The sequence below is a fragment of the Bacteroidota bacterium genome, from assembly GCA_016715945.1.
Classification (GTDB): domain Bacteria; phylum Bacteroidota; class Bacteroidia; order Bacteroidales; family F082; genus JALNZU01.
In genome coordinates this window covers 378,298-398,578 of record JADJXJ010000003.1, presented here as the reverse complement: position 1 = coordinate 398,578, position 20,281 = coordinate 378,298, and the positions used below count along the sequence as shown (strand labels likewise).

Sequence of the window (20,281 nt, the reverse complement as noted above, 5' to 3'; positions counted from 1 at the left end):
AGTCTCCACGGATGTCGGCCTGAACTGTAGGATACAGACTCAGTCAACAGAATTTTGGTCTGTTTACCTTTAAATTTTCCATAACCATTACCCAGCTTGATTATTACCGCCAAAGGTCATACAAGCCTGATGCTGAGTCAATTCGGGAAAAAACAGAAATTCTGGTAGGGGATTTCCCCTATGGAAGCCGGATCAGATGAGGTGGTTTTTCAACGCAAAGCGCACAAGCTCAGTAACATTTGACAGGTTAAGCTTTTCGAGGATATGGTTACGGTGGGCTTCCACAGTGCGTGTGCTTATAAAAAGTTTCTCACCAATTTGCTTGTAGCTGTATCCTTGTGCAATGAGTCTGACGATTTCTATTTCGCGTTCGCTCAGTGTTTTGTTTTTAGGTGTGAGCAGCAATTCCCTGGCAAGCTTATCGAGGCTTTTGCCAATATAAAACGAGCCTTCTGTAACCGCTGCTATGGCTTCTTCAAGTTCTGATTGTTCACAGTCCTTGCCAATAAAACCATTTGCGCCTTCCTTAATGGCTTTGTTGAGGGTGAATGTAGTTGCGGTTCCTGTAAGCATGATTATTTTGCCGGTGTAGTTGTTTGTTTTGAGTTGGCGCAACACATCGAAGCCGTTATAATCCTCAAAGTGAATGTCGAGAAAAACGAGATCGAAGGAAAAGATGCTGCCGGACGACAGGAATTCGTGAGGGTTGTACCAGGCAACAACCTCATTTACAGATGGCAAGCTCTCCAGTTGGGCTTTGAGCGCCTGCAACACCAGCTTATGATCGTCAAGGAGTGCGATCTTCATGATACACAAAAATAGGGATATGGAGCTTTACTGTGGTGCCTTTTCCTTTTTCGCTTTCAATGTTGATGCCTATTCCGTTCTTATCGGCCAGCTCCTTGCAAAGCAGCAGTCCCAGTCCCGATTGGTGGTTGGCACCCAACTGGAATAAGGCGTTTAATTGTTGCCTGTCCATGCCTTTACCGGTATCATTAATGCTCACTTCCACCCGATCTTGCCCGGCTACACAATTGATGGCAACCCCGCCTTCATCGGTGAATTTTATGGCATTGTTCAACAGGTTACGGACGATAGTTTGAAGCGATTCCTTATCGGCAAAAACCAAAATATCCTTCGGGCAGGAGGCTTGCAGCTGTATGTTTTTAGTTGAAGCCAAGGGCTTGTAGAGTGTCACAGCCTCCTCGATTATCTGGTCAAGCAGCAAGGCTTGCGGCTTGATGACCAGTAATCCCTGTTCGTTTTTCGACCAAAGCAACAAGTTATTGAGCAGGCTGATGAGCTGTTTGGCGTAAGAATTCATTTGCTGCGCCACTTCAACATTGTTGCCTGCATTTGGTTTGGTCAACTGGTTGCTCAACCCCTCGAATGCCATCAGGGGATTACGCAGATTGTGGCTCAAAATACCAAAAAACCTATCCTTATCATGGTTAAGCCTTTGAAGCTGCTTTTCGGAAGCTTCAAGCTTTTTGTTAAGCTTACCTTTTTCGTAAAAGCGTATAACAACCAAAACCAGGATAACCAGGATAAACCCAGTGACCAACAGCATAAGATTGCGCCGGTAGGTTTCTTTTTTAGCTACCTCTTTTTGGATGGTAATGTCTTTTTCGAGCAGGCTTATCTGTTGTGCTTTTTTTTCGGCCTCATATTTCTGCGACAGTTCATTGATGGCAGCAACACGCTCAACTTTGAAAACACTGTCGTTGAGTTTGTAAAACCTTACGGCCGCCTCCCAGGCTTCCTTATAATTGCCCAGGCCTGCCAATGCAGTCGACATGAGGTCGAGCCGGTGAAGCCTCAGCATCACATCCACACCCTCGCATACTTGCTTCGAATTGTTTAAATGAACCAGGGCTGCTTTATAATCCTTTTCGCGAATATCCAACGAGGCCAGGTTTGTCTGTATGCGGCATGTTTCCAACGTATTTCCAAAATAAATCGTTAAATCAAGCGCACGTGTGTAGTATTCGCGGGCTTTGTCTATCTGCCCGCTTTTTTCATACAATACGCCCAGGTTGTTATAGTTTGAATACATTCCAACAGAATCCTGAAGCGCAAGGCTTAACTCGAGCGACTCCGTGTAGGCCTCAAGGGCTGCTTCGAAACCATCATCTTGCTTTTCGTACATGGTCCCAATATTGCCAAGTATGATGGAAAGCATAAACGGGTCCCCAACAATCCTGGCTTTTTCGACAGCTCTTTTTGTGAATTCCAAGGCAAGCTCTATCTCGGCCATGCCGTAATAAACGAAACCCAGGTTTAAATTGGTTTTAGCCATTCCGCTGACATCATTAATGGTCTCGAAAACATCTAAAGCCCTGATAAGGTACGCAATACTCTTTTCCCCATTCTCGAAATTGCTGTGATAAAGGCCCAATTGCCGATAGGCTTCACCGAGCAACGAATGATTGCCAACTGCTTCGGCAATCTCAATGACCTGCCACAAAAGAAGCGTATCGCCGGTTTCCTTAAATTTTGAAATTAAAGCATCAGGGTTATCATCGGATGAAGTGTCCGGCCCGGAATAAAGGTTGTTGATTGCCGCTAAGAAAAAAAACGCCACGAAAAACAAGAAAACAGCTTTATCTTTCATGGTATAAATATGTATATCAGGCCATTAAGCGTTTTTGTTTTTTTCAACGGGTATGATCGTCAAACATTTTTGTTCGCTGGATATATATTTCACAAAGATGCACTCTAAAAACAAAAACAATTTTATACGAAATCTTAAAATCGAAAAAATGAAAACATTACTATAGCACCACAACCAGCTTGGATTCAATTATTTATCTGTTTTACAATGTTTTAAAGCAGTTTGGAACATCTGATTTCAGTACTGCAGCGACCCCAGCATTCTGGCGACGGTAATCACCGGTGAGGGCAAAGCCATAGTGGCGGGCACTGATATAGCCAAAATAGCACATCAGGACAACACAATAGGCATAGCTATTCGCCGCCTGGTCAAAATTCCTTCAATTCACCGGAGCTGTTCCCTTTTCGGTGATTGCAGCCAATAACGGGTTGGCTTAGGGTGGAGGCCTCAAACTGGCTATGGCCTTCGATTTTGACATTGCACAGGCAAAGACCAGATTCGTCCAGCCCGATGTCAAACTTCTTCAATCTGATAATATCCTGATTGGGCTTAACATATGCCAAGTGGTCAAAACAAGAATCAACCTGAGATTATCAAAACTGTTTTTGCTAAGGGAGGAAATGGCAGTTGGTAAAGTTAGCAACGCTCAGGCATCAATTGTTTATCGAATCTAATGTAGTGAAATACTTGTGCGCATGTCAAGTCGGGGTAGAGAAGATTCATTCCAAGATTGCCTTTCGAAAATTAAAATCTGACAGACAGCGTTTTAAAAAAACTTTATTCGCCAAACGTTTGAAATGGACCAACGATTTTTTTTACGAGGATAGACGAATCCTTGCTTGCAACGGCCGGTCAGCAGCAACCAAACTTATTGACAGCCTATGCTCTCAGCCAGCCAGCAATGCGTGCAGCATAACCCCGCAGTCAACACGCACATCTCAATGCTGGCAGTTGATTGACTCCTGATACCTACTTTTGTAAAAATTTTCGGTATGCTTCGGGTGCTTCTGCTCGATAACCACGACTCGTTTACCTACAACCTGGTGCAATTGTTGCGCGAGTGCGATGTGCCTAATCAGCTGGATATCAGGCATTGCGAGGAAAACCCGGAGGAAGCCGTAGGCAGTTTCGACCGCCTGATTATTTCGCCCGGGCCGGGCTTGCCCTCCGAGTCGGGCCGGCTGATGCATTGGATAGCACATTACGCCACCAAGTTGCCCGTGCTTGGTGTTTGTCTTGGGCATCAGGCGCTTGGGCAGTTTTTTGGAGCCGAACTCAAACAACTCGCTCACAGTGCGCATGGCCAACGCAGCCCTGTTGAGGTGGAACAGACGGATCCCATTTTTTCCGGACTCCCGAAAGTGATTCATTGCGGCCGTTACCATTCGTGGGTAATTGCAAACGAAACCATGCCCGACATACTCAGGGTAACGGCCACCGATGCTGAAGGCCACATCATGGCTTTTTCGCACAGGCAATTACCGGTTTTCGGGCTGCAGTTTCACCCGGAGTCGTACATGACCGATTATGGAGCAGTCATTTTACGTAATTTCCTGACTGCAAACGGGATACATCACTAACAAGAGGCAAGGCTACGCCTTTTGCTTCACGGCAATGGTCTCGATTTCGATGCGCACGTTGAGCGGAAGCGTTTTCACAGCAAAGGCGGCACGTGCAGGCGGGTTTTCGGAGTAATACCGTGCGTAAACCTGGTTCATGGCAGCAAAGTCGGACATATCGGCCAGCAGGCAGGTCGATTTGACCACATCGGCAAAGGTGTAGCCGGCCGCCTCGAGTATGGCTCCGATGTTTTTCATCACCTGTTCGGTCTGGGCAGTGATGTCGCCTTCGACCACCTGACCTGTGTGCGGGTCGATGGGTATTTGTCCTGAAATGAACAACATGCCATTGATTTCAACAGCCTGACTGTATGGTCCTATGGCTTTGGGAGCCTGTTCGGTGTGAATTATTTTTTTCATCGAAAGATTTTTGGGACAATTTAGGCAAAAGGGCCGGATTGCCGGACAAACACACTTAAAAATCGCGGAAGTCTTTTTTGCGTGTCAGCTTGAGGTCCTGTAGCACCGACGATTTGGCATTGATGGTAAAGTTCCAGCTTTTGCGGAATCCCAGAGGTATCCAGTTGAACCGAATTTCCCAGCAGTGCAGGTCGCGATAAATATTTACTGAAGTGTACGAAAGGCCCTTTGCTTCGAAATCCCAGCCCGACTGTGCCTGGATTTTCCAACGTGGGGTAATGCTGATGTCGCCCGAGAAGCCTAAGGTTTGCACCACTTTATTCTGTCCCATGCGCACCTGACCGGCATAGTGCGGGGTATTGTTGTAACGCAGGGTATAATTGACCGATAGTGTCCAGGGGATGGACCAGTCGATAAACATGTCAGGGTTGCGGTCGATTTCGGTCAGCTCGGCCTCGGTGGCCATGCTCTGAGGCCTTTGTGGCGGGGGCTGATTTGTTTTTCGTTCAAAGTCTTTCTGGTTGAGGTTCCATTGTGCTCCCAGGCTCCAGGTGGCATTGGTTTTGCGCAGCAGGCGCCTGTTTACGTCCCATTCCCATTTGTTGATGTTCTTTCCGCTCGAATCGATGGCATAGGGGTCCCAGCTGCTGCTATATTGCACGCTCAGGTTTTTCAGCAGTCTGGTTCGGCCGTTCACACTGATCAGACTCATATTCAGCGAGTCGCGTGCAAGGTCGTAACCACCCGAAACGGAAAGGTCCTCAATAAGCACCACCTTGCGTACGCCAGTGATGGTGTCTTTGCGCGAACGCACTTTCATTTCGAGGTTGTTGCTGAACCCGAAATTGATTCGCCCCGATTTGTCGCGTGGCGGACTGCCAAACAGTGCACCTTCGTATTTTGAGTAGATCTGTTCTACGCCCTTTTCATCAATATACCGTCCGTAGTAGCCCCAGCGCGGGTCGGAAAAGGCCGGGGTGAAGCTGGCCCCAATACGGGGCGTGAACACATGCCTCACTGCCCTGACCGGACCTTTTTTGAAGCTGACCATACCAAAGACCTTGGTGCTCAGGTTGGACGACACATTGAAATCAAACACATTGTTGAAACGGTAAACCGTGTCTGTCTTCACGTAACCGATGATGGTGTCGTTGTTCCTGAAAAGGGTATCATCCACCCAGTATCGCTCAAGATGATTGAAATAGTTGCGGTTGGTGATGCTCAGCGAGTTACTCAGCGAAAAATATTTCAGGACCTTGATGGGCAGGCTCACCGGCACACTTTGCTGAATGCCGTTGCGCATCTGCCTGAGGGCATCGGGCTTGAAAAAGAGCGAATCGGGCAGGCTCAGCGTATTGCGCGCACTTAGGGTGTACCCAACGGTGAGCGCCTCGTACCAACGCGGAGTGCCGATGGCATTTTTGCGCTTGAGCGGGTAGAGGGTATTGGTATTGATGGTGAGCTCGGGCAGCGAAACCTCAACCATTTTTGTTTTGGTGTTTTGCCGGTGGCTGGCATTGGCAGTCAGAAAGACTTTGTTGTTGAAATTGGTCTGATAGGCCACCGACGACTTAAATTCGTTGCTCAGGTAGTCGGTCGAGGTGCTCGGGTTGAACGCATTGAAGTTGCTGCTGCTCACATTCACGTCGGCCGAAAAGCGCCCGACAGGCCTTGCCTTGGGGTCCTGACGGTGCGACCACCTGATCCTGAAGTCGCGCGAGCGGCGGTAGTCGGGATTTCCCTCCACGCCCAGGATGTTGATGGCATAATTGAGGTTGAGGTTGCCGTTATATTTGTAGCGTTTCACATACCTGAACACAGGCTTGATGGCCCAGCTGCCGCGGGTGTAGATGTCGCCCACCAGGTCGAGGTCCATGCGGTCGTTGATAGCCCAGTAAAATCCGCCGTTTTCGAAATAAAAGCCGCGGTTGTTCGATTCGCCGTAGGTGGGAATCCTGACGCCCGACTTGCGTGTGGTGCGGTTTGGAAACATGCCAAAAGGCAATGCCAAAGGCAGCGGCATGCCCTCGATAACCAACCAGGCCGGGCCAGTCACAATCTTGTTACCGGGAATTACCCTCGATTTGTTGAAGCGAAACTCGAAATGCGGGTGGTCGTGATCGCTGCAGGTGGTGTAAGCCCCCGAACGGATATTGATGGTGTTGTCGGCCATCTTTTTAACCTGTTGCCCGAGCAAATACCCCTGGCCGTCCTCGGTGACCACATTGCGGATGATGCCTTTCTTGCTGTCGAAATTGTAGTTCAGCTCATTCGACTCGAAAGTCTGATCCTTGTCAGTAAATCTAGGTCTTCCGATGAGCTTGCCGGTACTGTCCTGCATGCCGCGGGCAAACACCTGATTGGTCTCGAAATTGAAACGGATGTATGCCGCCTCGAGTTTGATGTCGCCATACACAACTACTGCATTTCCGTAGAGGTGCACCATACGGTTTTTCAGGTCCTGCACAATGCTGTCGGTCGCGGTGCGTTCAACTTTGGTTTCGAGCTTTTGCTTCACCGGTGCAGCCACAACCAGGGTATCCGTTGGGACAGTATCGGCAGCTTGTTGATAAGCCGAGGATAATACGTTGATTGATAAAGGATTGGCGACTGATGATGCAGAAATAGAAAGAAAAGTCACAATGAACAAAACCAGCCATGCGCACCGGCCGGATGCCGATACCCTTTTGGATGCAATCAGGCAGCTATGGCTGATATGCGTATATTTGTGCTGTGGTGCGTACAAAACTCCTGCAAATATAGCTTGTTATGAGGTATAGCCCCATGTCCGGTATCCAACGTTGGCACATCCTGTTTGTTGTGGCAATGCTCGTAGCTATTGGCTGTCCGGCATGGGCACAAAAGGGCAGCAGGATCACCACAGTGGTCATCGATCCGGGCCACGGAGGCCGTGATCCCGGTGCCATAGGCCGGAAAGCTAAAGAAAAGGATATCGTGCTCGACGTAGCCCTGAGCACAGGCCGTCTGATCCAGCAGAATCTGCCCGATGTCAAGGTGATCTATACCCGAACCCGGGACGAATTTGTGGAGCTGCATCGCAGGGCGGCCATAGCCAACCAGGCCGATGCCGACCTGTTCATCTCGATCCACTGCAATGCTTCAAAGGACACCAGAGTTTCGGGAGCCGAAACCTTTGTGATGGGTGAGCACCGCACAGCTGCCAACCTCGAAGTGGCCAAGCTCGAAAACGCATCCATTCTGCTTGAGGATAACTATAGCGCGGAGTATGGCGATTTCGACCCCAACAGTACGGCAGCCTACATCGCACTGTCGCTTTATCAGAGCGAAAACAAAAACCAGAGTATTCGTTTTGCCCAGAACGTGCAGGAACAGTTTACCAAAAGGCTTGGCCGCAAAGACCGAAGCGTGCAGCAAGCCGGTTTTCTGGTGCTCTTCCGTACCACCATGCCCAGCGTACTTGTCGAGCTGGGTTTTATCACCAATCCCGAGGAAGAGGCTTTTATGATGTCGGAGGAGGGCAAGACCTACCTTGCTTCGGCCATTTACCGGGCATTTCGCGACTACAAACTACAATTTGAACGCGAAAACGCCACCAGTGTCGTCACCCGCGAAATGCGCGAAGAAGCAGTAAGAGCCGAAAATGCTGGTACCCTCCCTGCCGGCCCGCGTGACGCAGCCAACAGCACCGGCACACCGGCCAGAAGCAGCTCTGGAAGTGCATCAGGCATTGCACCAGGCAAAAACAACAGCCAGAACGCCACGGCTTCGAAGGCCGAAACCTCACGCCCGGCAAGCCCTACCCGGAATACCAGTCAAAATAACAACGTGGTGTATAAAGTGCAGTTTGCCACCTTCCCACAGGATATTCCACTGAGCGACAAGCGTTTCAAAAACATAGAAAGCGCAGAAAAATACTTCCACAACGGCCTCTACAAATACACCTCAGGCAATTTTACGAGCTACCGCGAGGCCGTTAACCACCAGAACCGAATGCGCAGGAATGGTTATTCGGATGCTTTTGTGGTGGCCTTTCTCAATGGCCAGCGCATCGCCATAACCGATGCCCACAAATCCTCTTCGCCCTGAAACAAGTGCAAAACATTGCTCCCTGCAACGCTGTTGTATTACCTTTGCATCTGTAACGTAAGTTGACCTGCATTTAACAACCTAATACCTCCGGACCTTGAAAAGTATCAAACTCATCGTTGTAGGCATATCATTTGTTGCGGCCTTGTTTGTCCTTTTTTGGGGGTTCAACTTCCTGAAAGGACGCGACATCTTCAACCGCGAGCGCATCTTTTTTGTGGAATACACCAACGTTTCCGGACTCATCCCCTCCAACCCGGTGCTTATCAGCGGATTCAGGGTAGGACAGGTCAAGCGCATATATTTTCATCCCGCCATGAATGGACGCCTTATCGTGGAATTATCTGTGACCGAAGACGTTGCCATACCCTCCAACTCAATTGCCAAAATTATCAGTTCCGACCTGCTTGGTTCAAAAGCCATCGAACTCCTCCCCGGCAACAGTGCCTCCATGGCCAATCACAACGACACTTTACAATCGGCGGTGGAAGCCAGCCTCATGGAAGAAGTCAATGCCCAGGTGATCCCGCTGAAAAACAAAGCCGAAAGCCTCATCTCGTCGGTCGATTCGTTGGTAACCATCGTACAGGCGCTCATCTCCGAAAATGTGCAGCAAAACCTTAACCAAAGTCTGCAAAGCATCACGGGCACCATAAGGAATCTGGAAAGCGCCACCGGCAACATCGACAACCTTGTGGTGCAACAGCAGTCGCGCATTGCCTCCATCCTCTACAACATCGAGATGATCTCGCGCAATATTGAGCAAAACAACAGCCAGATCACACGCACCATCCAAAACCTTGCCACCTTGAGCGATTCGCTCGCCAAAGCCGACTTTGCCTCGGCCGTACGCCATGCCGACAGCTCGCTGGCGCAACTGAACAAACTGATGGAAGGCATCAACAGCGGCCAGGGAACCATGGGTCAGCTTATGCAAAACGACACCCTCTATCGCAAGCTGGAAAGCTCGGCCGAAGAACTCCGCAAATTGCTCGAAGACATCCGCCTGAATCCCAAAAGATACGTGAAGGTGAGTGTGTTCTGACAAATGGCTGATGGCCGACACTAACCGCGAAAAAGGATGGGGAGAAGCAATTGTTGGGGGATTCAAAGATTCAAAGATTCAATGGGTTACGGGTTACGGGTTGCGGGATGCGGGTAACGGGAGGTTGTCATAGTTATCATGGTTGTTGTGGTTGTCGGTGGTTGTCGGTGGTTGTATCCGCGCAAATCAGCCAGATCAGTGTCACCGTGTTCCGGCCTTAGACGGGATCAGCGTTCCATTGTTGACAGAACACAGGTGACGCAGATTGAACAGATGGTCACAGATTAGAAACAGCGAAAATCAGCCAGATCAGTGTCACCGTGTCCCGGCCTTAAACGGGATCAGCGTTCCATTGTTGACAGAACACAGGTGACGCAGATTGAACAGATGGTCACAGAATAGAAACAGCGAAAATCAGCCAGATCAGTGTCACCTGCGTTCCATTGATGAGGATAGTAAGATTCAGGAGTTTTGGGTTGCAGGATAGAGTGATTCAAAGATTCAAAGATTAGAGACGGGGCGAAATGAGCGAATTCAGCGATGGGGCGACCTGGCGTGGCCGTGTCTCGGAGGCGATGATAGGAGCTGACGAGAGGGCGACCTGGCGAGGGGTGTGGGTTGGTTTTGTTGTCATTGTTGTAGGTGCAGTCAATGGTTTGGGGTATTTGTTTGATTGTGAATGTTTTGCAATGAATTCAGCAGGGCCGGACGGGTTTATAATTTTTGTGTGAAAACTTGATTTTCGCTTGCTGAAACTTCGGGCTTGGGCTGCAATGCGTTTATGGGACTGATGCAGGGGTGCGTTAACTACGGGCAAATAGGGCTGGCTAGGTCTGATATAGTCTTTCTCAAAAAGCCCGTTTATATTTCACAAAGATTTCCGCATTTGAAATAATCAGCTCACTCTCAGCGTTTGATGGCCAAACAAAGAATAGCCAAAACCATGAAAGATCAGATTGTGTCTGCAATTGACCAAGCTGCCGAGCTTGAGCAACTTTACCGTTCGAACCGCAAAGCGTTTGAGCAGAGTTTCCGGCAGGTATTTCCACAACTGCAGGACAAACCGCTCGCCCAGGCCTGGTGGTATCGCCTCACCAAACCCGACAACAGCCTCAGCTTTGGCAAACAAAGCGAATGGGTTTTGCTGATTTTCCTGAGTTTGTTGGCGTGGCTGGTGGCAAAAGTTCCGGAATTTGCCGGCCTGTCCGAAGACCTCTATTTTACCAGAAATATCTCGTTTACCATTTTGCCTTTTCTGTCGGTATGGTTCTTTGTCCAAAGCAGACCTAAGCCAGCTTTTGTCCTTGCTTCAGCCCTGATTTTTGTGCTGTCGGCTGTTTATATAAACATGCTGCCCGCTAACGAGAGCAGCCAGACGCTCCATCTGGCCAACATCCACCTTGTGTTGTTTCTTTGGTTCATCACCGGAATTTCGTTTGCTCAGGATAGGTTTCGCAGCACTGCCACGCGGCTGGCATGGCTCAGGTTCAACGGCGACCTGGCTGTGATGGCTGCAGTACTTTTTATTGCAGGTGGAATACTATCGGTGGTTACCATCGGCTTGTTCGGGTCAGCAGGCATAAACATCGAGAAGTTTTACGGAAAATATATTGCCATATGGGGTGCTGTTTCGATACCACTGGCCGGGGCATGGCTGGTGCACAACAACCCACAGCTTGTTGGCAAGGTTTCTCCTGTGGTGGCACGGATCTTTATTCCGCTTGTAGTGCTCATGCTCGGAATTTATTTGCTTGCATTGCCTTTTTCAGGCAAAGACCCCTTCCATGACCGAGATTTCCTACTGGTTTTCAACCTCTTGCTGCTTGGCGTGATGGCACTGATATTTTTTGCCATCCCGGGCCGCGACGATCAAAAGGATGAAAAAGGGCAGGTGGTGGCTCTGCTCTTGCTGGCAGTGCTTACCCTGATTGTCAATGGAATTGCTTTGTCGGCCATACTGTATCGTATCAATGAATGGGGCATCACGCCAAACCGACTTGCGGTTTTGGTTAGCAATATACTGATTTTCTGCAATTTAATATTAATCACGTTAAAAATTTTCAAGGTTGTACGTCATCGCGCGTTGTTGGCTGAAGCCGGGCAAAGTATCGGCATTTTCCTACCCTTGTATGCAGGCTGGACGGCAGTGGTGGTATTTCTGTTTCCTTTGATTTTCAACTTCCGATAAGGATGAACATACTACTGGTTGACTTCTCCGGCAAGCAAACCCTCAGCAGCCTGCTCGAATTATGTCCGGAAATCAAATTGAAAACGGAAACCTCTGATGGGGCAATTGCTTACCAACTTGCATTTGCATGGCCTGCCGAGGTGGTTGTTTTCAATCTGGATGGCCGCCCTTCGCACATCCGACAAACCATGCAAGCCATTGCAGAGCGAAAAGCGGCTAAAAACATGATTTTGCTGGCAGTTTCAGCTCAACAAACCTCCCGAACCGAAAACCTACCAGAGGCTATCAGCTTTGTATCTGTTGAGCGGCTTATTGCCAAACTCTGCAACAACGACGAATAATTCTCAATCTTTATACATTTGGCAAAAACAACTCCAACCATGAAAAAACAGCTCATTCCCGCAATTTTCGCCTTGCTCATGCTGCTCAGCTGCGGTGGAGCAAACGATTACAGTAGCAGCACACCGATGTCAGGCTTAAGCTTTCAGGATGCCGGGGAGAACACAAAAGACCTGCCGGAGCCTAAAATCATCAAAGAAGGTTACCTGACACTTGAGACGCACAACATTGAGCTCACCTCGGCTTTCGTGAAGCAACAAACCGAGGCTTTAGGCGGCAGCATCTCATCCGAAGGAGCATACGACGAAAGTACGCGCACCTCGCGTAACATGGTGATCAGGGTGCCGGCAGATAATTTCGATACGCTGATAAGGGCGCTTGAACAGCATGCAAAAAGAGTGGTCAACAAAAACATCTCGCAACGCGATGTGGGTGAAGAATATGTGGATGTGGAAGCCAGGCTTGCCACCAAGAAAGAACTCGAGACGCGCTACAGGGAATTGCTCAAGCAGGCCCGTACAGTGGAAGAAATGCTCTCCATAGAACGTGAGCTGGCCAACGTGCGTGCCGAAATTGAGAGCATGACCGGCAGACTGCGCTACCTGAACGACAAGGTGGCCATGAGCACCCTGAACCTCGATTTTTATCAGACCCACAGTCCGGCAAGCCAGTTTGTTGCCAGGCTGGTCAATTCTGCGGTGAACGGTTGGTATGCTTTCCTGGGATTATTAGTCTGGTTTGCCGGTTTGTGGCCATTTGTGCTGCTGGCCATTGTGCTGGTTGGCATTTACAGGCTGCGCAAACGAGGCCGTAAAGGAGACACCAATTAACAACCGATTCCACCGGAGATGTTATTAAGCATTGCAAAATATCTGGCCCCGGCGCTTTTGGTTGTGGCGGCTGTTATCCACACCGGAGTGCTCACAGGATTGCTCCCAAAGGAAATTGTCTGGGGAAGCCGCATTCACAGCCGGCGACAGCTCTACAATCTGGGTGTGGTGTCGCTACTGGCCAATTTGTTTTTTCTGTGGGTGGTGTTGCAGACAGCACAATTCGTTCCGATGATCATCGGCGGGTTCTGGCTGAAACTACTGCTATGGTTCATGACTGGCCTCTTTGCCCTCAATGTGCTGGGCAACATCAGTTCGCCAAATAAGATAGAGAAACTGATTTTCACGCCTCTGGCATTGTTGCTTGCGGTTTCCTGCCTTGTGTTGGCAATCAGCTAGCTGGCAATGGTCATATCTTGATCAGCCTGTTCTTTTACACATTGATCAATGCACTTCAGCGCTATATGTCGCTGACAGGCGGTGGTTTTTTCACGCAAAGCACGCAAAGGAGCCGCAAAGCACGCAAAGAATCCAAGGTATTACGTTAAAGTGCTCATCCATTATTGTGGTACTTCTCTGCGATCCTTGCGAGCTATTCTCTGCGATCACTGCGTGAAAAAACTATTCACCCAAAGGAGGCGTAAAGAATATCGTTTATTACTGAGCGATCAGTTTGTTACTTGATACGACTTAACCTTAGCAAAACCGGCAGGTGATCGCTGTAGCCGCCGAAATATCTGGAGCCCGAGCGCGTGCGGTTTGGACGTTGTACGCCCCGGCTGTCGGTAAAGAGCATCCACGGACGGGTAAAGGGGCTAAAGCTTTCAACGCGCAGGCGTTTGCCATGCATCAGTTGTTGCGACACTATCATCTGGTCGAAAAAGTGCCAGCCGTCGTAGTAGAGCGTCCCTTGACCGGCTGCAAAAGCTTCCGAAGCCAGGTTGACCAGGGCCTCGGGCCGGCGCAGGGCCTCGTCGGAGGGTAAAGCCAGCAGATGTTGTACGATGCTCTCATCGGTGGGGTTGTCGTTAAAATCGCCCATGACCACAATCAGCGCTTTCGGTTTTTGTTGCAGGAGCGAGTCGTTATGCCTTCTCAGGGCGCTGGCTGCCCTGATGCGCCATGGGGCCGATATTTCCTGTCCGCCCCCACGCGAGCGCCAATGATTCACATACACATGCAGGGTATCGTTGTGCGCATTCACCAGCGCTGCATAAAGGATATGGCGTTCGGGCACACTATCCTGAAATTCAATGGCTTGATGCGAAACAGGCTTGAAATAACTGCCTCTGTAAAGCAAGGCCACCTCTATGCCACGGGGATCATCGTCGTCCTCGTGGATGATCTGGTAACCAGCTTTGGCAAGGTGTGGCTGCGCAACCAGGTCGTTAAGTACATTCTTGTTTTCCACTTCGGCCAGGCCGAGGATATGCGGAAAATCAAGGGTATCCATGGAGGCAATCACCTGCGCGATGTTGTTGAGTTTACGCATATATCGTTGTGTGTTCCAGGCCACTCGTGCGGCAGGCAGGAATTCCTCGTCGCGGGTGTGCAGGTCGTCGATGGTGTCGAAAAGGTTTTCGACATTGTAAAATGCCACGGTGTGAACGTCGGTTTTTCGCAGCCGCTTGTGCGTCTGGCACGACAACTCCAGCGTGGCCAGCACGAAAAGCAATGCAACTATTGCCCGGTTCATGATTCTGTGTCTTTGATGCGGTCGATAATGCGACGTTCTTTTTTAGTAGGTCTGCCGGTGCCCCGGGGCCGGTGTTCGGCTTTGAACTGGCGCATCAGCTCCAGGCGTTCGTATTCTTCCTTTGGGGTGAGGTCGGTCATAAAGTTTTCCACCAGGGCCGCTCCTACCCTGTTGGTTCCCAATTGTTTAACCTGTACCTTGCGGTTGATGTGGTTCCATTGGAGTTCGATGATGTCGCCCACCTTGATTTCGCGTGAGGGTTTCACCGACTGACCGCCAATTTTCACTTTACCACCGCGGCAGGCTTCGCCGGCCTGGGTGCGTGTTTTGAACAGCCTGACCACCCAGAGCCATTTATCAATACGTACATCGTCGTTCATTTCTCGCGGAAATAAATTTCAAGGGGCACGCCACAGAAGTCCCATTTTTCGCGCAACTTATTCTCAATGAATCGCTTGTAGCTTTCCTTGACTTCGCTGGGATAGTTGCAGAAAAAGGCAAACTGCGGGGTAGGGGTTTTCAGTTGGGTGACATATTTGATTTTGATGTACTGACCCCTACCGGTAGCCGGTGGAGGAGCAGCCTCAATCACGGGCAGCATGGCATCGTTGAGTTCGGAGGTAGGGATGCGCCGTTTGCGGTTTTCGTACACACGCATGGCCTCCTGCAAGGCTTTGAGCACACGTTGCTTTTCGATGACTGAGGTAAAGACCACCGGCACATCGGTAAACGGTGCCAGGCGTTCACGAATCTGATTTTCGTATTGTTTGAGCGTGTTCGACTCTTTTTCTACCAGGTCCCATTTGTTGGCCACCAGCACCAGTCCTTTGCGGTTTTTTACTACAAGTCGCAGGATGTTAAGGTCTTGTGCCTCGAGGCCGGCGGTGGCGTCAATCATCAGGATAACCACATCGCTGCTTTCGATGGCCCGGATGGAACGCATCACGGAGTAGAACTCGATATTTTCCGAAACCTTTGTCTTGCGCCGAATACCGGCAGTATCTACCAGAATGAAGTCCATTCCGAACTGCTTTACGCGGGTGTCGATGGCATCGCGGGTGGTGCCGGCTATGGGGGTTACGATATTGCGCTCGGTGCCCAGAAGGGTGTTCACCAGCGACGATTTACCCACATTGGGCCGACCTGCAACAGTTATTCTGGGAATTTCAGACAGGTCTTCCGGCTCGCCGGGTGGAAGCATCTCAACCAATTTGTCGAGCAACTCGCCCGTACCGCTTCCATTGATGGCCGAAACCGGAAATATCTCGCCCAGTCCGAGGGCATAAAACTCCTGTGCGTCGTTCAGTCGTGCACTGTTGTCGCTTTTATTTACCACCAGCATCACCGGTTTGGTAGTTTTGCGGAGCATGGTTGCCACATCTTCATCGAGTGGGTGGATGCCGGTTATGGCATCGACCACAAACAAAATCAGGTCGGCCTCGTCAATGGCCAGTTGCACCTGTTTGCGGATCTCGGCCTCAAAAATATCGTCGGAACCATGCACATAACCGCCGGTGTCGATAACCGAAAAGTTGCGCCCATTCCAGTCGCTGCTGCCGTAATGGCGGTCGCGGGTCACGCCTGCTGTTTCTTCCACTATAGCCCGGCGCGACTGCACCAGGCGGTTGAAAAGGGTTGACTTCCCGACATTGGGCCGGCCTACAATTGCTACAATACTCATATTCTCCTAACTTTCAATCACATATTGGGCTCGTAACCAAATCGCTTCAGGATTTTTTCGTTGTCGCGCCAGTCTTTCACCACTTTCACGCTGAGCTCCAGAAACACCTTTTTACCGACAAAAGCCTCAATATCCTGTCGGGCCTGAATACCCACTTTTTTGATGGCTTCGCCCCCTTTGCCTATGATGATGGCCTTTTGCGACTCGCGGGCCACAAACAGGAATGCCTTGATGCGGATGAGGCTTTCACTTTCTTCGTAGCTCTCCACAGCTACCTCAACCGCATAGGGAATCTCCTGCTTGTAGTTGAGCAACACTTTCTCGCGGATGATCTCCGACACAAAAAAGCGCATGCTTTTGTCGGTGAGTTCATCCTTTGGAAAATATGGGGGCGACTCGGGAAGGAGCTCCAGAATGTGCTGACGGATGGTCTCGATGTTGTAGCCATGTGCAGCGGCTACAGGCACAACGATTGCACCGGGCATGAGCTGCTGCCAGTGGGCGATGAGCTGTTGCACCTGCTCCTGTGTGATGAGATCCACTTTGTTGAGGGCAACAATTACCTTTACTCCTGTATCGGAAATGCGTTTAATGGTCTGGCTGTGGTCGGTCTTTTCGGTAACATCAACCACAAACAGGATGATGTCGGCATCGATGAGGGCGGTATTGACGAAGCTGTTCATCACTTCGTGCATCTTATAGGCCGGCTTGTGGATGATGCCCGGGGTGTCGGAAAAAACGATCTGGTAGTCGTCATCGTTAACAATCCCCAGGATGCGATGACGCGTGGTTTGTGCCTTTGAAGTGATTATCGACAGCTTTTCGCCAACCAGCATATTCATCAGGGTTGACTTTCCAACATTGGGATTTCCAATGATATTGACGTAGCCGGCTTTGTGACTCATGAAAAAATTTCTTAAAAAACTTGCTTTGCAAAGAAACGAAAATTAATTTTGCAGTCCCTTTTAAAAGAGGTTAAACACTGCGGGGTGGAGCAGAGGCAGCTCGTTGGGCTCATAACCCAAAGGTCGTAGGTTCGAATCCTGCCCCCGCTACAAGAAAGAAGCCCACTGCGAAAGCAGCGGGTTTTTTGTTTTTACCGGCGTTGGGATCATATCCGCCTAAGGCGGAGGTGCCCGCCAGGGGCGGTAGGTTTTCCTTCTCTTAAGCCCACCGGATCAGGATTGCGAGGGGTAATGTCCGGTTCTCAGGGAGTTGATTTTGTGCGGTTTTTCACGTACGTATCCAACCATTGCAGCCATTCCCAGTGCATATGCAATACCGATTCACGTGCGGCATAGCCATGGCTCTCGTGGGGCAGCATGACCAGGCGCACCGTGGCCCCATGTCCGCGGAGGGCATCGTAATACCTTTCGCTTTGAATGGGAAATGTGCCCGAATTGTTGTCGTCGGCACCATGAATCAGCAGAAGCGGAGTTTTCATTTTATCGGCAAACATAAATGGCGACATCTTATGATACGTCTCCATGGCCTGCCAGTAGGTGCGTTCCTCGCCTTGAAATCCAAATGGAGTGAGGGTGCGGTTGTATGCACCACTGCGGGCTATGCCTGCAGCAAAAAGGTTGCTGTGCGTGAGCAGGTTAGCTGTCATAAATGCACCGTAGGAATGCCCCGAAACGGCAATGCGGTCCCTGTCGGCCACCCCCATTTCAACCAGTTTGTTGATGGCGGCCTCGGCATTGGCCACCAGCTGCTCCACAAAGGTGTCGTTAGGTTCCTTATCGCCCTCGCCTACTATGGGAAAACTTGCATTATCGAGCACAGCATAGCCCTGGGTTGCCAACATTACCACTGAGGTGGCACCGATTCGTGTATAAGTATATGGCGAACCGCTCACCTGGCCAGCTGCATCGCCTGACTTAAATTCCTGAGGATATGCCCAAAGGATGGCGGGCAAAGGCTTGTCGGAACCGGGTTTGAAATCCGGGGGCAAATACAGCATGCCCGAAAGTGGCACCCCATCGGCTCGTTGGTAATGTATCATTTGTTTGTTCAAGCGTTTCAGTTGAGGCATAGGGTCGGAAAAGCTGGTGAGTTGCCTCAGTCTCCGGCTTTTTAGCTCGGTCAGGTAAAAATTTGGTTGCACCTCGTTCGACTCACGCCTGATTATCAGGCTACCCCTTGAGGGATTAACGATGGCTACCGGATTTTCGTACCATGGTGGCCGACTTTGCCATAACCGTTGCGATTGTCCGGTGCGCAAATCGTACTGGTCCACAAACGGACGGTCGCCCTCAGGTGAGGCTCCCTGGCCGAAAAGAAACATTTTGCCACCACTTTTATCGAGCATCAGCACCTGTTGTCCGAAAGGCCCCTGAATGGTTTGTGGTCGGCCGGGATTGTTGTACCTGTCCTCCGAACTGCGTTCCCAAATCAATCTCGGTTGCCTGGTGGGTTGCGAAGGATTGAAAGTCATCAGCCTAACCAGGCGTGTGCGTGGCCACATTTCGTTCACGAGAGCCAGGGTATCATGCCCCCAGATGATACCGCCAAAACGCCACTTTAGGGCAAAAGCCTTATATGCCTCGCCTTCAAATGGCGCTGAAAGAAAATAAACCTGATCCCTGAAATCCGTCTGGCGGGCCGGGTCACCCCCATCGAGGGCTTCTACCCAGTAAAGGCTGGCAGGTTGATCGGCACGCCACTGGTGACTGCGCGCACCGGTCCTAACAGCGCCAAAGCCAAGGGGCAGGTTGTCGGCCATCGGCACTTCGGCCAAAGTACGGACCAGATTTCCCTGTTTATCAATCAACACCACGCGCTGCGGAAAACGCTGATATGGCACAATGTAGGAGAATGGCTTTTGCAGGTATGTCAGCACAACATAGTTGCCGTCGGGAGAGGGGCTGAAACTGGTGATCAGACCTTCTTCGCCTAACTGATGTTTGTTGCCGTCAATGTCGCAAACCATCAAACGTGCGCTGGCATAATACTCAAAAATGGCTTCGTCGAACGCGTCGCGCAACATATCCTGAAAGGTGCGCACAGCAGCCTGGCGCCCGATGTTTTCCTGCACTACAGGCCCGGTGGCCACAGCCGGCCTCACTGGTGCCTCTCCCCGATTGGCAAGTGTGGCCGCGAAGAGCAACTTATTTTCGGACAACCATGTGTAAGTATCACCCATGGCGCCGTTGAGGCCATCGGCCAATCGGCGGGCAGTGGCTGTACTTACTTCAACCACCCAAAGCTCCAGCCCTGTGGAGGTTGTGTGTACAAAGGCAATGTATTGTCCGTCGCGACTCCACGAGATGTTGGTGATGCGCGCATTCTGTGGCAAACCGCCGACTGGCACCGGAGTGTTACCGGTCATATCGCCAAGCTCGAGACCGCTCGCAAAACGCGCCCTGCTGGCACCATTGGTGAGAGGATTAATACGTATGCCGGCCAGACGCAACTCCGGAGCCGCCAGCTCGTCAACCGACGCAAGCCCCGGATATTGAACAACTAGGAACCGATCGGCTTTTGGACTAAGCATTACACCCGGCGTGGCAGGTGCATCAACCAGATCAACAATTTCGTCCGGCGGCATCTGGTAAGTGATTTGTGCCCTTATCCCCCCACTTAAAAAAATGATTGCCATGGCCGCAACAAGTAAAGCATAAGGGTAAGCAAACGAGCTGGAATAAGTAGAGCTCAGAATTGTCTTTTGTTGTTCTGCTTGTGTCATGTCCCGAATCCTTTGATTAAAAGATCACTCTACAAAATGCAGCGCAAGGTAGCAGCTATATTTCACCTTGTAAATACTAAATCGTCAGAGATTGCAGATTGTTCAGTTTACGGAGGATCAGATCGTCCATATGAACACTGTTGGACTATTCTT

16 protein-coding genes and 1 tRNA gene are annotated in these 20,281 nt (G+C 50.3%); 8 read left to right on the top strand and 9 right to left on the bottom strand.

The window, feature by feature from the left end:
- Window positions 1–192: 192 nt before the first annotated feature.
- Complete coding sequence (locus IPM52_11960) at window positions 193–807, bottom strand: response regulator transcription factor (protein ID MBK9292324.1); 615 nt, start codon at window positions 805–807, stop codon at window positions 193–195.
- Window positions 788–2,614 carry a tetratricopeptide repeat-containing sensor histidine kinase gene (locus tag IPM52_11955; protein MBK9292323.1) on the bottom strand — a complete coding sequence of 609 codons (1,827 nt, stop codon included), beginning with the start codon at window positions 2,612–2,614 and terminating at the stop codon, window positions 788–790. The genes IPM52_11960 and IPM52_11955 overlap by 20 nt, the downstream gene beginning before the upstream one ends.
- Window positions 2,615–3,606: 992 nt before the next feature.
- Between IPM52_11955 and IPM52_11950 the strand changes: the two genes are divergently transcribed.
- On the top strand, window positions 3,607–4,194 hold the full coding sequence (locus IPM52_11950; GenBank protein MBK9292322.1) for an aminodeoxychorismate/anthranilate synthase component II: 588 nt from the start codon (window positions 3,607–3,609) through the stop codon (window positions 4,192–4,194).
- 12 nt (window positions 4,195–4,206) lie between these two features.
- Here the strand turns inward: IPM52_11950 and IPM52_11945 are convergent, their stop codons facing one another.
- Both IPM52_11945 and IPM52_11940 read right to left on the bottom strand, forming a co-directional pair.
- Window positions 4,207–4,593 (bottom strand): RidA family protein, encoded by a 387-nt coding sequence (locus IPM52_11945; protein MBK9292321.1) that lies wholly within the window; start codon window positions 4,591–4,593, stop codon window positions 4,207–4,209.
- A gap of 55 nt (window positions 4,594–4,648) precedes the next feature.
- Entirely contained in the window at window positions 4,649–7,339 is a 2,691-nt protein-coding gene (locus tag IPM52_11940; GenBank protein MBK9292320.1) for an LPS-assembly protein LptD, read from the bottom strand.
- 23 nt (window positions 7,340–7,362) lie between these two features.
- On the opposite strand from IPM52_11940, the gene IPM52_11935 reads away from it, so the two are divergent.
- The 6 genes from IPM52_11935 to IPM52_11910 all read left to right on the top strand — a co-directional run bounded on the left by IPM52_11935 (window position 7,363) and on the right by IPM52_11910 (window position 13,462).
- Window positions 7,363–8,661, top strand: a complete 1,299-nt coding sequence (locus IPM52_11935; protein MBK9292319.1) for an N-acetylmuramoyl-L-alanine amidase — start codon at window positions 7,363–7,365, stop codon at window positions 8,659–8,661.
- Between the two features lie 97 nt (window positions 8,662–8,758).
- The gene (locus IPM52_11930) at window positions 8,759–9,706 is read left to right on the top strand and encodes an MCE family protein (GenBank protein MBK9292318.1); all 948 of its coding nucleotides are present in this window, start codon (window positions 8,759–8,761) and stop codon (window positions 9,704–9,706) included.
- Window positions 9,707–10,649: 943 nt separating this feature from the next.
- Complete coding sequence (locus IPM52_11925; protein ID MBK9292317.1) at window positions 10,650–11,894, top strand: DUF4153 domain-containing protein; 1,245 nt, start codon at window positions 10,650–10,652, stop codon at window positions 11,892–11,894.
- Window positions 11,895–11,896: 2 nt separating this feature from the next.
- Window positions 11,897–12,235, top strand: a complete 339-nt coding sequence (locus IPM52_11920) for a hypothetical protein (protein MBK9292316.1) — start codon at window positions 11,897–11,899, stop codon at window positions 12,233–12,235.
- A gap of 39 nt (window positions 12,236–12,274) precedes the next feature.
- Window positions 12,275–13,063, top strand: a complete 789-nt coding sequence (locus tag IPM52_11915) for a DUF4349 domain-containing protein (GenBank protein ID MBK9292315.1) — start codon at window positions 12,275–12,277, stop codon at window positions 13,061–13,063.
- 18 nt (window positions 13,064–13,081) lie between these two features.
- Window positions 13,082–13,462, top strand: coding sequence for a hypothetical protein (locus tag IPM52_11910; protein MBK9292314.1), 381 nt, complete (start codon window positions 13,082–13,084; stop codon window positions 13,460–13,462).
- Window positions 13,463–13,739: 277 nt separating this feature from the next.
- Here IPM52_11910 and IPM52_11905 read toward each other — a convergent pair whose 3' ends face one another.
- Genes IPM52_11905 through era form a run of 4 tightly spaced genes read right to left on the bottom strand, consistent with a single transcriptional unit; the run spans window position 13,740 to window position 17,345 of the window.
- On the bottom strand, window positions 13,740–14,759 hold the full coding sequence (locus tag IPM52_11905) for an endonuclease/exonuclease/phosphatase family protein (protein MBK9292313.1): 1,020 nt from the start codon (window positions 14,757–14,759) through the stop codon (window positions 13,740–13,742).
- A complete protein-coding gene (locus IPM52_11900; GenBank protein ID MBK9292312.1) occupies window positions 14,756–15,139 on the bottom strand; it encodes an RNA-binding S4 domain-containing protein in 384 nt (127 codons plus the stop codon). The genes IPM52_11905 and IPM52_11900 overlap by 4 nt, the downstream gene beginning before the upstream one ends.
- A complete protein-coding gene (gene der / locus IPM52_11895) occupies window positions 15,136–16,440 on the bottom strand; it encodes a ribosome biogenesis GTPase Der (protein ID MBK9292311.1) in 1,305 nt (434 codons plus the stop codon). Before der ends, IPM52_11900 begins: the two co-directional genes overlap by 4 nt.
- Window positions 16,441–16,457: 17 nt before the next feature.
- A complete protein-coding gene (gene era, locus IPM52_11890; protein MBK9292310.1) occupies window positions 16,458–17,345 on the bottom strand; it encodes a GTPase Era in 888 nt (295 codons plus the stop codon).
- Window positions 17,346–17,423: 78 nt separating this feature from the next.
- Here era and IPM52_11885 point away from each other — a divergent pair.
- Window positions 17,424–17,495, top strand: a tRNA-Met gene (locus IPM52_11885).
- A gap of 152 nt (window positions 17,496–17,647) precedes the next feature.
- Here the strand turns inward: IPM52_11885 and IPM52_11880 are convergent.
- Entirely contained in the window at window positions 17,648–20,128 is a 2,481-nt protein-coding gene (locus IPM52_11880; GenBank protein MBK9292309.1) for a S9 family peptidase, read from the bottom strand.
- Window positions 20,129–20,281: the final 153 nt, after the last annotated feature.